The 13,545-nt window shown below is 72.3% G+C and carries 10 protein-coding genes; 2 read left to right on the forward strand and 8 right to left on the reverse strand.

Going from position 1 to position 13,545, the window contains the following annotated elements; translation table 11 throughout:
• Positions 1–107: 107 nt before the first annotated feature.
• On the forward strand, positions 108–1,541 hold the full coding sequence (locus AB0J46_RS12765) for an aldehyde dehydrogenase (protein ID WP_364330283.1): 1,434 nt from the start codon (positions 108–110) through the stop codon (positions 1,539–1,541).
• A 222-nt stretch (positions 1,542–1,763) separates the two neighbouring features.
• Here AB0J46_RS12765 and AB0J46_RS12770 read toward each other — a convergent pair whose 3' ends face one another.
• Genes AB0J46_RS12770 through AB0J46_RS12805 form a run of 8 tightly spaced genes read right to left on the reverse strand, consistent with a single transcriptional unit; the run spans position 1,764 to position 11,151 of the window.
• Entirely contained in the window at positions 1,764–2,516 is a 753-nt protein-coding gene (locus AB0J46_RS12770; RefSeq protein ID WP_364330286.1) for an alpha/beta fold hydrolase, read from the reverse strand.
• 10 nt (positions 2,517–2,526) lie between these two features.
• Positions 2,527–4,950: a LuxR C-terminal-related transcriptional regulator gene (locus AB0J46_RS12775; RefSeq protein ID WP_364330289.1), complete on the reverse strand. Its 2,424-nt coding sequence runs from the start codon at positions 4,948–4,950 to the stop codon at positions 2,527–2,529.
• 37 nt (positions 4,951–4,987) lie between these two features.
• On the reverse strand, positions 4,988–5,416 hold the full coding sequence (locus AB0J46_RS12780) for an AMP-binding protein (protein ID WP_364330292.1): 429 nt from the start codon (positions 5,414–5,416) through the stop codon (positions 4,988–4,990).
• 56 nt (positions 5,417–5,472) lie between these two features.
• The gene (locus AB0J46_RS12785) at positions 5,473–7,887 is read right to left on the reverse strand and encodes a LuxR C-terminal-related transcriptional regulator (protein WP_364330295.1); all 2,415 of its coding nucleotides are present in this window, start codon (positions 7,885–7,887) and stop codon (positions 5,473–5,475) included.
• Positions 7,888–7,939: 52 nt separating this feature from the next.
• Positions 7,940–8,686 carry an AMP-binding protein gene (locus AB0J46_RS12790; protein ID WP_364330298.1) on the reverse strand — a complete coding sequence of 249 codons (747 nt, stop codon included), beginning with the start codon at positions 8,684–8,686 and terminating at the stop codon, positions 7,940–7,942.
• 55 nt (positions 8,687–8,741) lie between these two features.
• Positions 8,742–9,536, reverse strand: coding sequence for a hypothetical protein (locus tag AB0J46_RS12795; RefSeq protein WP_364330301.1), 795 nt, complete (start codon positions 9,534–9,536; stop codon positions 8,742–8,744).
• Positions 9,533–10,756 carry a divalent metal cation transporter gene (locus AB0J46_RS12800; protein WP_364330304.1) on the reverse strand — a complete coding sequence of 408 codons (1,224 nt, stop codon included), beginning with the start codon at positions 10,754–10,756 and terminating at the stop codon, positions 9,533–9,535. The genes AB0J46_RS12795 and AB0J46_RS12800 overlap by 4 nt, the downstream gene beginning before the upstream one ends.
• Positions 10,753–11,151, reverse strand: coding sequence for a hypothetical protein (locus tag AB0J46_RS12805; RefSeq protein ID WP_364330307.1), 399 nt, complete (start codon positions 11,149–11,151; stop codon positions 10,753–10,755). The genes AB0J46_RS12800 and AB0J46_RS12805 overlap by 4 nt, the downstream gene beginning before the upstream one ends.
• Before the next feature lie 278 nt (positions 11,152–11,429).
• Between AB0J46_RS12805 and typA the strand changes: the two genes are divergently transcribed.
• Entirely contained in the window at positions 11,430–13,280 is a 1,851-nt protein-coding gene (typA, locus tag AB0J46_RS12810; protein ID WP_364330310.1) for a translational GTPase TypA, read from the forward strand.
• Positions 13,281–13,545 lie beyond the last annotated feature (265 nt).

Consider the following 13,545-nt stretch of genomic DNA (forward strand, 5'->3'; position numbering starts at 1 on the left):
GCACACCGCTGCCGCGCCCCTCTTGCGCGCCCGGACAGAACATGGTTCGGTCGCCTTGAGGCGTACGCGCAGCAAGCAAGCATTCGGTCAAGCAGGAGGCTCACGACATGCGCCAGCACGACAAGCTGTTCATCGGGGGCGAATGGGTGACCCCCGCGGGCACCGGGACGATCGACGTCATCTCCCCCCACACCGAGGAGGTCGTGGGCCGCGTCCCCGACGGCGCCCCCGAGGACGTGGAACGCGCGGTGGCCGCCGCCCGCCAGGCGTTCGACCACGGGCCGTGGCCGCGCATGACGTTCGCCGAGCGGGCCGCCGTGATCGAGCGGCTGGCCGCGATCTACAACGAGCGCCAGGGCGAGATGGCCGCTCTGATCACCGAGGAGATGGGCTCGCCGATCACCTTCTCCAACCTCGCGCAGGCGCCGCAGCCGCTCGGCATGCTGCAGTTCTACGCCGGGCTGGGCAAGGAGTTCGCCCAGGAGGAGGAGCGTCCCGGGCTGTTCGGGCCGATCACCGTGCGGCGCGAGCCGGTCGGCGTCGTCGCGGCCGTCGTCCCGTGGAACGTGCCCCAGTTCGTGACCATGACCAAGGTCGCGCCCGCGCTGCTGGCCGGGTGCACGATCGTGCTCAAGCCCGCGCCCGAGACGCCGCTGGACGCGTACCTGCTGGCCGAGTGGGCGGCCGAGGCCGGGATCCCGGCGGGCGTGCTCAACATCGTGCCCGCCGGACGCGAGGTGAGCGAGCACCTGATCTCCCACCCCGGCGTCGACAAGGTGGCCTTCACCGGCTCCACCGCCGCCGGCCGCCGCATCGCCTCCATCTGCGGCGAGCAGCTCAAGCGGGTCAGCCTGGAGCTCGGCGGCAAGTCCGCCGCGATCATCCTGGACGACGCCGACCTGCAGGCGAGCATGGGCTTCCTGGCCATGGCCACGCTGATGAACAACGGCCAGGCGTGCGTCGCCCAGACCCGCATCCTGGCCTCCCGCAGCCGGTACGACGAGGTCGTGGACGCCGTGGCGAACATGGTCAACTCCCAGCCCGTCGGTGACCCGGCCGACCCGGCGACCGGCATCGGCCCGCTGGTGGCCAAGCGCCAGCAGGAGCGCGTCGAGGGCTACATCAAGATCGGCATGGACGAGGGCGCCAAGGTCGTCGTCGGCGGCCTCGACCGTCCCCGTGACCGCGGCTGGTACGTCGCCCCCACGGTCTTCGCCAACGTCAGCAACGACATGCGCATCGCCCGCGAGGAGATCTTCGGCCCGGTCCTGGCGGTGATCCCGTACGAGGACGAGGCCGACGCCCTGCGCATCGCCAACGACAGCGACTACGGCCTGGCCGGCACGGTCTGGACGGCCGACGCCGAGCGCGGCATGAACGTCGCCCGCCAGGTGCGCACCGGGACCTACGGCGTCAACTGCTTCATGCTGGAGTCGAACGCGCCCTTCGGCGGCTTCAAGGCCAGCGGCATCGGCCGCGAGCTCGGCCCCGAGGGCCTGAACGGCTACCTGGAGTACAAGACGATCGCCCGGCTGGGCTGACGGCCGGCGAAGAGGGGCCCCGCGCGCCGCGGGGCCCCTCTTGCGGGCCGGGGAAGGCACCCAGCGTGCCCCCGCGACGCTAGGTGCCGGATCCGCCGCCTACAGTCGGCGACTGCCCGGCTACTGAAGTATGTCCCACGGTCACCGCGAAGGCGGTTTCCTTCCCCGAGGACTTTTCTCCTGGCGGATCCTTTCCATCCGTCTTAGGTAGACGGGTATTACTCACGAAAGGTTCGAGGAGATCCATTTACCGATACGCCGGATGAGTTCGGGGCTGGCGGCCGACTCCGCGTGCCCGTAACCCGGCTCGATCCACAGCTCCTTGGGCTCGCGGGCGCCGTCGTAGAGCTGGTGGGCGTGGTCCAGCGGGAAGAAGGCGTCGGCGTCGCCGTGCACGACCAGCAGCGGGGCGGGCGAGACCAGGGCGGCGGCCTCGTGCGGCGGCATCGGGATCGGGTCCCACTGGCCGCCGGCGATCCTGGTGCGCTTGGCCAGCCGGGCGGCGAACCTGCCGAACGGCTGCTCGATGGCCCAGTGGACCTGGCGCATGGGCTTGGTGCCCCGGTAGTACCAGCGCGCCGGGCCGCTGACCGCCGCCACCGCGTCCACGCCCCGGCGCAGCGCCGCGTGCCGGACGGCCACCGCCGCCCCCATGGAGAAGCCCACGACCGCGATCCGCCGGTAGCCGACCACGCGGGCATGCCGTACGGCGGCCTCCACGTCGAGGATCTCCAGGTCGCCGACCGTCGTCTCGCCGCCCGAACGCCCGTGGCCGCGGAAGTCGAACGCGAGCACACCGCCGTAGCCGCTGAGCACGTGCGCGATGCGGCGGGCGGTGCGCTCGCGCCAGGATCCGGTGAAGCCGTGCGCCATGACGATCCCGATGTCCCCGGCCGCCGAGGGGGTGTGGGCGGCGTCGATGCGGACACCGTCCTCGGTCCTGAGCATCACCGGGAAATGTGGCGCGAAAGGCATGAATACCAGCTTATTCGTGGTGCGTTTCCAGGCCGTGCCCGGTGGCCCACACCGCGATCTGGGCCCGGGAAGCGAAGCCCAGCTTCTCCATGATGTTGGCGACGTGCCGGGCCACCGTGGCCGGGCTGATCACCAGCTTCAGCGCGATGGCCCGGTTGCTCAGCCCGCCCGTGAGCAGCGCGGCGATCTCCAGCTCCCGGCCGGTCAGCCCGCCCTGCCAGGCCCCCGGCGGCGGCCCGGACGGCCCCGCGGGAACGGCCTGGCCGGGATCGAGCACGCGCCTGGCGACCTCGTCGGGCGACTGCCGGGCACCCTTGGCCCACAGCAGCGAGACCCGGCCCTCGCCGAGCCCGGCCCTGGCCCGCGTGAGCAGCTCCTGGACCGGGCCGGGGACGCCGTACTGGCCAATGGCCTCGCGCAGCGCGGTCGCGGCGGCGGCGGCCAGCACCGCGCCCTCCAGGTCGTCCTGCTCGGCCGCCAGCGCCGACATGGCCGTCAGCGCCCGCACCACGCCCCTGCGCTGGCCGGTGCGGGTGCTCAGCGCCAGGCTGGCGGCCAGGTGCAGCCGGGCGGCCGGATAGTCGTGCATCCGGGCCGCCACCCGGCCCAGCTTGGCCTGGCAGCGGGCCAGCTCGACCCGGTTGCCCATGTCCTCCAGCAGCGGCAGGGCCGAGGTGTGGCAGGTCATGGCGGCCTCCAGGTCGCCCGCCGCCTCGGCCACCGCGCCCAGGTGGGTCAGCGCCCTGGCCAGCGTCCAGTGGTGGCCGGCCTCCCTGGCCAGGGCCAGCGCCTGCTCGCCGCGCCGGCGGGCCTGGCGGAGCTGGCCGCGGAACAACGCCAGGTTGAGCTGCGCGATGCGGACCGTGGCCAGGTTGAACAGGTCGTCGTGGGCGGCGGCCGCCGCCTCCAGCTCCTCCAGGTAACACAGCGCCTTCTCGCTCTGGCCGGTGCGGAAGAACACGGCCAGCGCCACGCTGTAGGTGACGCCCAGCCAGTGGGTGTACGGGTGCCTCTTCTGCTCCTCCACCCCCTGCACGACCAGCTCCTCGGCGCGGGCCAGCTCGTCGCAGATCTCCAGCCCGTACGCCAGGCCGCCCTTGGCCACGGCGAGCACGTCGGAGGGCACCCGGGACAGGTCGAGGGCGAGCAGCCGCTGGTGCCAGCCGACGGTCTCGCCCAGCTCACCGCGTACGGCCAGGATGGCCAGGGCGGCACGGGCCAGCCGCAGCCCGAGCACCGGGTCGGCCGACTCCACCGCCCGCTCCACCGCCGCCCGGCAGTCGTCCATCAGCGCGCGGCCCCTGACGAAGTGCGGGACGCGGGCGGACCAGGGCATGCGCGGGTCGAGCGTGCCGGCCCGGTAGCAGTGCTCCATCTCCTCGCAGATCACCCGCAGGTGCCGGTCGCGCAACCGGGTCAGCTCGCCCGCCTCGGCCAGCCGCTCGGCGGCGTACTGCCTGATGGTCTCCAGCAGGCGGTAGCGCCCGTCGTGGTGGAGCACCAGCGACTTGTCGACCAGGCCGTTGAGCAGGTCGAGCAGCTCGGCCCTCGGCACGATGCCGCCGTCGGCGCACACCCGTTCGGCCACGGTCAGGTCGAACAGCCCGGCGAAGACCGACAGCCGGCGCAGCAGCACGCGCTCCTTGGGCCGCAGCAGGTCGTGGCTCCACTCGACGGTGGCCAGCAGGGTGCGCTGGCGGGCGGGCGCGGTACGGTCGCCCCTGGTCAGCAGGGTGAACCGGTCGCCGATGCGGTCGGCGATGCGGCCCGGGCTCATCAGGCTCGTGCGGGCCGCGGCCAGCTCCAGCGCCAGCGGCAGGCCGTCGAGCGCCCGGCACAGGCGCACGACGTCGTCCATGCTGCCGGTCACCGACCGGGCCCCCGCCGCCAGCGCCCGCTCGACGAACAGCAGCACGGACTCGGCGTCGGGATGGTGGTCGTCGGGCAGCTCCAGCGGCGGCACCCGCCAGACCAGCTCGCCGGGGATGCGCAGCGGCTCGCGGCTGGTGAGCAGGAACCGCAGCTGGGGGCAGTCGGCGATCAGGCCGGCGACCAGCTCGGCGCAGCGGTCGACCAGATGCTCGCAGTTGTCGAGCACGATCAGCGCCCTGGCCTCGCGCAGCCGTACGCGCAGGCCGTCCAGCAGCCGCCCCGGCGCCTCGTCGCGGACGCCGAGCACCCCGGCCATCTCGTTGACGATCAGCGCGGGGTCGGCCAGGCGGGCCAGCTCGACCAGCCAGACGCCGTCGGCGAAGCCCGGCGCGGCCCTGGCCGCCACCCGCAGCGACAGGCGGGTCTTGCCGATGCCGCCGACGCCGCTCAGCGTGACCACGCGTTCGTCGTGGACCAGCGTGCTCAGCTCGGTCAGGTCGCGCCCGCGGCCGACGAAACGGTTGGGCTCTGCGGGCAGGTTGTGCGGAACTGGCGGAGTCATGTCGGCGCCCAGGGTCAGCGGAGGATCACAGGTGCGCTCAGTCTCCACCTCCGGCCGACCGCGTGCGATCACTTTCCGTGGACTGTCCGCGACTGTGCGGATACGGATGCCGCCCGCCCAGCTCGGCCACGCTCATCACGATCCGCACCCGCGACTCCTCGGCCGCCTCCACCGCCTCCGGCACGTCGGAGATCATCACCCGGGCGCCGCTGGCCCGGATGCGCTCGCCCAGCCCGGCCCGGTCGAGGTCGGCGGGCACCGGCCAGACGACGCCGCCCGCCGCCATCACCGCGTCCGCCGCCACCAGCAGGTCGGGCCCCACGGGCAGGCAGACGAGCACCGTGTCGCCCGCGCGCACTCCTCTGCGCCGCAACTGGGCGGTCGCGATCGCCGACCGCTCGTCCAGCTGCTTCTCGGTGAGCTCCACGCCCGTGCCGGAGTCCACCATGACGATGTGCTCATCCATGGCGTCCACGGTAGGGAGGGGGTCACGTGCCTACATGGGGCGGAATATGCAGATCCCTATGCAGAAGCGCTGGGGTGCTCGGCGGCCCACACCGCGATCTGCGCGCGCGAGGTGTACCCCAGCTTCTCCATGATGTTGGCGATGTGCCGGGCGACCGTGGCCGGGCTGATCACCAGCTCCTCGGCGATGGCCCGGTTGGACAGGCCGCGGGTGAGCAGGCCGGCGATCTCCAGCTCGCGCACGGTCAGCAGCGAGTGCCTGACCGGCTCGGCCGGCGCGGGCGGCGGCGCCGCGGGCCGCTCCCCCGCCAGCACCTGGCGGGCGGCGGCGTCGGGGCTCATCGCCCGGCCGCGCGACCACAGGGAGGCCGTGCGGCCCTCGCCGAGCTTGGCGCGGGCGCGCGAGAGCAGCTCCTCGATCCGGATCGTGGCCGAGTGCTGGCCGATCGACTCGCGCAGCGTGGCCGCGGCGGCGGCGGCCAGCACCGCGCCGTCGAGGTCGCCCTCGTGCTCGGCCAGCACCGACAGGCCGGCCAGGCACCGGGCCACGCCCTGCCGCTGGCCGGTCTGCCGGCTCAGCGCGAGGCTGTCGGCCAGCCGCTCCCTGGCTGCGGCGAACTCGCCCAGCATGGCCGCGACCCGGCCCACCCTGGCCAGGCAGCGCGCCAGGTCGGAGTCGCTGCCCAGCTCGCACAACCACGGGACGGCCAGCTCGTAGCGGGACTTGGCGGTCTCCAGGTCGCCGCGGGCCTCGGCCACGGCGCCGAGCTGGGCGGCCATCCTGGCCATGAGCCAGCGGTGGCCGTGCTCGCGCGCCCGCGCCAGGGCCTCGTCGCCCAGCCGCTGGGCCTCGCGCAACCGGCCCCTGGTCAGCGCCACCGCCGACAGCCCGGCCAGCCCCGCCGCCTGGTTCCAGGCGTCGCCCGACTCGGTGGCCTCGGCCAGGCCCCGCTCGGCGTGGTGCAGCGCCTCGTCGATGCGGCCCATGCGGAGCAGGACGACGACCACGAGGCTGTGCATGACGCAGCGGGTGAACACGTTCTCCTCGCCCAGGCCCGCCAGGCTCTCCGTGGCCACCTCCAGCGACCGGCTGAGCTCGTCGCGGGCCTCCAGCCCGTAGGCGAGGTACGCCTTGCCCTGCGCGACCTGCCCGTCGGGCACGGGTTCGAGGTCGAGCGAGAGCAGCCGCTCGATCCAGCCGACGATCTCGGTCAGGTTGCCGGAGATGGGCAGCAGGGCGGTGCTGGCGGCGCACAGGCGCAGGCCCAGCCGCGCGTTGCCGGACTCGGCGGCCCAGTCGAGGGCGGCCCGCTGGTCGTCGAGGAGCTGCTTGCTGGCCGTCAGGCACTCCAGCCGCTCCGGCCAGGGCACCCCCGGCCGGACCATCTCGGTCGTGAAGTGGCGTTCCTGCAGGTCGCACAGGACGGTGAGGTGCCGCTCGCGGACGTCCTCGCGCTCGCCGGCCCGCTCCAGCCGCTTCATCGCGTACCGCTTGATCGTCTCCAGCATGCGGTAGCGCCTGCGCTCCTCGTCGCACAGCACGAGGGACTTGTCGACCAGGCCGCCGAGGAGGTCGACGATCTCGTCCCGGGCGATGGGCCGCTCGGCGCAGACCTGCTCGGCCAGGTCGAGGTCGAAGTCGCGGGCGAAGACCGACAGCCGGCGCAGCAGCACCTGCTCCTTGGCCGACAGCAGGTCGTAGCTCCAGTCGACGGTGGCCAGCAGCGTGCGCTGCCGCGCCGGGGCGGTACGGCCGCCCGTGGTCAGCAGCGAGAAACGGTCGTCGAGCCGGTCGGCGATCTGCCCGGGACTGAGCAGGCTCGTACGGGCCGCCGCCAGCTCCAGGGCCAGGGGCAGCCCGTCGAGCGCCTGGCACAGGCGGACCACGTCGGGCAGGCTGTCGGGGCCGAGCCGGGTGCCGGCGGCGGCGGCCCGGTCCATGAACAGCTGCACCGACTCGGCGTCGGCGTACCCCATCTCGGGCAGGTCGAGCGGCGGCACCCGCCAGATCAGCTCGCTGGCGATGCGCAGCGGCTCCCGGCTGGTGGCCAGGACGCTCAGCCGGGGGCAGCAGGCGACCAGCTCGGCGGCCAGCTCGGCGCACCCGTCGACCAGGTGCTCGCAGTTGTCGAGCAGCAGCAGGCAGCGCAGCTCGCGCAGCCGGGCGGTGACGGTGTCGAGCAGCGGGCGCCCGCTCTCCTCGCGCACCCGCAGCACCCGGGCGATCTCCTGGACGATCTGCTCCGGACGGCTGACCCTGGCCAGCTCGACCAGCCACACCCCGCCCGGATAGCCGCCCACCAGCCCGGCGGCCACCCGCAGGGCCAGCCGGGTCTTGCCGATGCCGCCGACGCCGCACAACGTGACCACGCGCGTCTCGCCGAACAGCCCGCGCAGGTCGTCGAGGTCGCGTTCGCGGCCCACGAACCGATTGGGCTCTGCTGGAAGATTGTGCCGGGGGGCCTCTGGCATGTGTTCACCCTGCGTCGCCGAAGGATCACACTCTTCCACAGTGTCGCACTTTTCACAGGCCAAGCGAGCTGACGATCGCCCTTTCGTCCACAACGCGCAGAATGGGGTTTCCCAGCAGCCGCCTGGCGACGTCGTACGGTGCCACGACCATGGTGGCCCTGCGCTCGGCGGCCAGCACCCGGCAGCCGATGACGGTCGGCTCGTTGGCGGCGATCACCACGTGGGCGCCGGACATCAGCGCCAGGTCGAGCACCCGCAGCCCTTTGAGCAGGTCGCCGGCCGCGTTGACGACGACGTCGTCCTTGCCGACCACCAGGCGGGCGGCCAGGTTGCGCAGGTCGGCGGCGAGCTCGTCGTGGTCGAGCACGCGGCCGCCGCCCGGCGCCAGCGCCGCGCCCGCCAGCGGGCCGAACTCCACCGGGCTCGCGTTGAGCAGCCCGGCGAACGGCAGCGCGCCGGGCGAGGGGCGGAAGGCGTAGACGCGGTCCGCGGCGACCCCGCCGGGCTCGCGGGGGCCGCGGGTGATCACCATGCGGACCGGCCCCGGGCCGCCCAGCACGGCGACGCCGCCCGCCCAGGCCACCGCGTGGACCGCCACCACCAGCGACGCGCCGAGCGGCAGGTCGATGAGGACGCGGTCGCCGTAGGTCAGCCCGTCGCGCCGCAGCCCGCCCGCCGCGCGGGTGACCCGCCTGGCGAACTGCGCGTACGACAGCACCTCGCCGGTCCTGACGTCGCTCACCGCCGGCTGGTCGCCCTTGCTCGGTGCCGAGCCCATAACCAGCTCTGTCCACGTCATGACGACAATGTAGGGACCGCGACGGCTCCTGCCATGCACACAAATGTGCAACCTGCTATGTACGTCCCGGCTCGCGCTCGTACAGCTCGGCGAGGGGGGCGAGCCGGTCGGCCGGCACGTTCAGGCGCAGGCCGGCGCCGGGCTCCTCCGACCAGGAGCCGCCCTCCCAGGCCAGCTGCTCCCAGGCCACCAGCCTGCTGCCCTTGAGCCGGCGCCTGATCAGGGCCTCGACCAGCCAGGGGGCCCGGCCGCCCGGGCCGCGCTCGTACCCGAAGAGCTTGCCGGTGCGGCGCGGCACGACGATGAGGCCGCTGACCCGGAACGCGTTCTGCACGCCCATCAGCAGCGGGCCGTCCTGGCACAGCCACACGTCGGCGACCCTGCCGACCGCCTCGCCGGCCGCGTCGGTCACCGTGCGGCCCTTGAACCAGCTGATCCTCGGGGCGGGGCCGGCGGCGTGCACGACCTCTCCGCCGGGCCGGCGCTCGCCGCCGCTGCCGGGGATCCTGGCGATCACGTTCTCCCGCGTCCAGCGTTCGAGTGCGGGCTCGGCGAGCTCGCCGCTCACCTTGATCGCGCTGCCGATCTCGGTGACCAGGTGCATGGGGATGCGCCGGGGCTGCGGGTGCTCCTCGGGCCGGAACAGCGTGGTCACCGAGCTCATCAGCCAGCCGGGCAGGCCGCCGATGCGGGGGGCGAGCGCGAGCGGCCCGGCGAGGAGGGCCGCCACGTACGGCGGGTCGCCGGCCAGCTCCAGGTCGTCCACCTTGCACACGGGCTCGCCGTCGTCCGCGCCGACCACCTGCCGGTCGAGCAGGTGCAGGTCGGCGTGGAGCTCCCGGGCCCTCATTGGCCCGCCTTCGTGGCGATCAGCAGCGGGATCGCCGCCACCGCGACCACCGACAGCAGGATCATGTACGCGGTGCCGACGGCGTTGGTGAACCGGCTGTTGACCCGGTCGTTCATGTAGTCGGGATCATTGGCGATCATCAGCACCGGCAGGTACGTCAACGGCAGCGCGGCGGCCGAGAACACCAGCGAGTACTCCGTCACCATGACCGGGTCGACGGTCGTCAGGATGAGCGCCGCGGCCAGCACGACCGCGACCAGCACCACGACGTGGAACCTGGCGGCGTCCCTCGGCCGCACCCGCTTGCCCCACCGCCAGCCGAAGTACTGGCTGAGCGTGTACCCCGACGACAGGGCGGTCTCCAGCGTCGCGCCGAACGTGGCCGCGAACACCCCGATGATGGCCATCGCCAGCCCGATCTTGCCCAGCCCGACGCCCACCGGCAGCACCATCTGCGCCAGCGACTCCACCTGGATCTGCGCCGGCAGGAACACCGCGGCGGCGCAGACCATGATGGTCAGCGACAACATGCCGCCGAGCGGGAAGCCGACGAACACGTTGGCGCGGGCGGTCACCAGGTCCTGGCGCGTCCACCGCTCCTCGACGCCGCCGGAGGAGAAGAAGAACACCTCGTACGGGGTCATCGCGCCGCCGAGCAGCGCGACCGCGTAATACCAGTAGGTCGCCGCCCCCTCGGCCTGCGGCGGCGAGGCGAGCTGGCTGCCCAGCTGTCCCCAGTCGGGGCCGAGCTGCCACGCCGCCACCCCGAAGACCACCAGCGCGAGCCCGGCCAGCCCGAACACCCGTTCCATGGTCTCGAACTTGACCCGCCACATCACCAGCCAGGCGACCAGTGCCACCCCCGGCACCCACAGCAGGTAGTTGACGCCGGTGGCCAGCTCCAGGGCGAGCGAGGCGCCGCCGATCTCCGCGGCCAGCGTGAGCAGGTTGATGAAGAACGACGCCCCCAGGTTGAGCAGGCCCGCCCGCGGTCCGAGCCGCTCGCGGACGAGGTCGAAGACCGGCCGGCCGGAGACTGCGGCGATCCTGCCGGACATCTCGGCGAACAGGCAGATGCCCACCACGCCAACCACCACGACCCACGCCAGCGACATCCCGAACCGCGCTCCGACCAGCGAGTTGGCCACGAGGTCGCCGATGTCCACGAAGCCGCCGACGGCGGTGAGGATGCCGAGCGTGACGGCGAAGAGCTTCCTCACCCCAGCGCCTCCAGCTCCCGCACCGCCTGGGCGGGGTCCTTGATCCGGTCCCGGCGTACCTGGATGAGCAGGTCGTCCACCAGCTCCTCGGCCCGCTGGATGCGGTCGAGCAGCCGGTCGCGCACCTGGTCGGACCGCTCGGACGGCGGCTGGACCCCGCCGAACTGGTCGCCGACCGCGTCGAGCTCGCCGGCCGCGTCGGTGAGCACGACCTTGAGGTACGGCCTGGTCAGCCGGTGGGAGTTCTGGACGGCCAGACGGACGATCCGGACGATGGAGGAGACGCTCTCGTCCGACTGCTTGGCCTTGAGCGCGTAGTCGTGGTCGTCCCAGGCGGGGCTCACGCATCCGGCGGCGGCGACGAGCAGCACGAGCAGCGCCGCCACCCGCCTCATGTGCGGCCTCGCAGCAGGAAATAGGCCAGCAGCCCCAGGAGCAGCGCGAACTGCCCCCACGCGGCGAGCAGCACCAGCCCTTCGTCCCTCACGGTTGCTCATTGCCCCCCTGCCCATGATCCATGCGGGACGCCGGGAATCAGACGCGCCGGCCGATGCGTTCACCCCTACAGCGCCGCAGACGCCTTGTCCCGCTCTTGTCACGAGAGGGGATCAACTAGACTTGGTGGGTCGCGACTTCGCGCGGCCGCCCCCACGACACAGAGCGAGAAGTCATCATGCCTTTGAACAGCCGCGACGACCTGCGGAACATCGCGATCATCGCGCACGTCGACCATGGCAAGACCACACTGGTCGACGCCATGCTCTGGCAGTCCGGGGCCTTCCGCGCGAACCAGGACGTCGACGACCGGGTCATGGACTCCAACGACCTGGAGCGCGAGAAGGGCATCACCATTCTCGCCAAGAACACCGCCATCCAGCACGGCGGCATGACCCTGAACATCATCGACACCCCCGGCCACGCCGACTTCGGCGGCGAGGTCGAGCGCGGCCTGTCCATGGTCGACGGTGTGGTGCTGCTGGTCGACGCCTCCGAGGGTCCGCTGCCGCAGACCCGGTTCGTGCTGCGCAAGGCGTTCGCCGCCAAGATGCCGGTCATCCTGTGCATCAACAAGGTCGACCGCCCCGACGCCCGCATCAAGGAGGTCGTCGACGAGGTCTACGAGCTGTTCATGGACCTCGACGCCACCGAGGAGCAGATCGACTTCCCGATCGTCTACGCCTCGGCCAAGGCCGGCCGCGCCTCCATGAACCGTCCCGACGACGGCGGCATGCCCGACTCGGAGGACCTGGAGCCGCTGTTCGACATCATCAAGTCGACGATCCCGGCGCCCACGTACGACCCCAACGCCCCGCTGCAGGCGCACGTCACCAACCTCGACGCCTCCTCCTACCTGGGCCGTATCGCGCTGTGCCGGATCCACCAGGGCGTCATGCGCAAGGGCCAGCAGGTCGCCTGGTGCCGTACCGACGGCACGATCCAGAAGGTGAAGATCACCGAGCTGCTGATGACCGAGGCGCTGGAGCGCAAGCCGGCCGAGGAGGCCGGCCCCGGCGACATCATCGCCATCGCGGGCATCCCCGAGATCATGATCGGCGAGACGCTGGCCGACCCGGAGGACCCGCGCCCGCTGCCGCTGATCACGGTCGACGAGCCGGCGATCTCGATGACCATCGGCACCAACACCTCGCCGCTGGTCGGCAAGGTCAAGGGCTCGAAGGTCACCGCCCGCATGGTCAAGGACCGGCTCGACAAGGAGCTGGTCGGCAACGTGTCGCTGCGCGTGCTGCCCACCGACCGTCCCGACGCCTGGGAGGTGCAGGGCCGCGGTGAGCTGGCGCTGGCCATCCTCGTCGAGCAGATGCGCCGCGAGGGCTACGAGCTGACCGTCGGCAAGCCGCAGGTGGTCACCAAGACCATCGACGGCAAGGTGCACGAGCCGGTCGAGCGCCTGACGGTCGACTGCCCGGAGGAGTACCTCGGCGCGGTCACCCAGCTCCTGGCAGTCCGCAAGGGCCGCATGGAGCACATGACCAACCACGGCACCGGCTGGATCCGCATGGAGTTCGTGGTCCCGGCCCGCGGCCTGATCGGCTTCCGCACCGAGTTCCTGACCGAGACCCGCGGCACCGGCCTGGTCCACCACGTGTTCGACTCCTACGAGCCGTGGTTCGGCGAGCTGCGCACCCGCAACAACGGCTCGCTGGTGGCCGACCGCTCGGGCCCGGTGACCGCGTTCGCCATGCTCAACCTCCAGGAGCGCGGCACGCTGTTCGTCTCGCCGACCACCGAGGTCTACGAGGGCATGATCATCGGTGAGAACTCGCGTTCCGACGACATGGACGTGAACATCACCAAGGAGAAGAAGCTCACGAACATGCGCTCGTCCACGAGCGAGGAGACCGAGAAGGTCATCCCGCCGCGGACGCTCTCGCTGGAGCAGGCGCTGGAGTTCATCCGCGAGGACGAGTGCGTGGAGATCACGCCCGACGCGGTCCGCATCCGCAAGGTCGTGCTCGACGCCTCCGCCCGCGGCCGCGCCGCCGCCCGCGCCAAGCGCGCCTGATTCGTTCTCTCCGCACCACGGCCGCGTGTCACCTTTCCCGGTGGCACGCGGTTTCCGTGTCAGAGGGGCCTGTCAACGGGCGGCCCGAGCACGCGCGATGGAACCCCTCTCCCGGGTCACGGTGTAAAGAAACGTGGTCATGAGACCATCTGTGATAACACCGTGACCCTATGCCATAGAACATTTCGGCATGCCGGAGAATCATCCCAATTGTGGGAAAGCTCCGGATGGCAGTTTCATTCGGGCTGGCTCTGGTGTCGTTCGG

It is taken from the genome of Nonomuraea sp. NPDC049758, from assembly GCF_040674635.1.
Lineage (GTDB): Bacteria > Actinomycetota > Actinomycetes > Streptosporangiales > Streptosporangiaceae > Nonomuraea.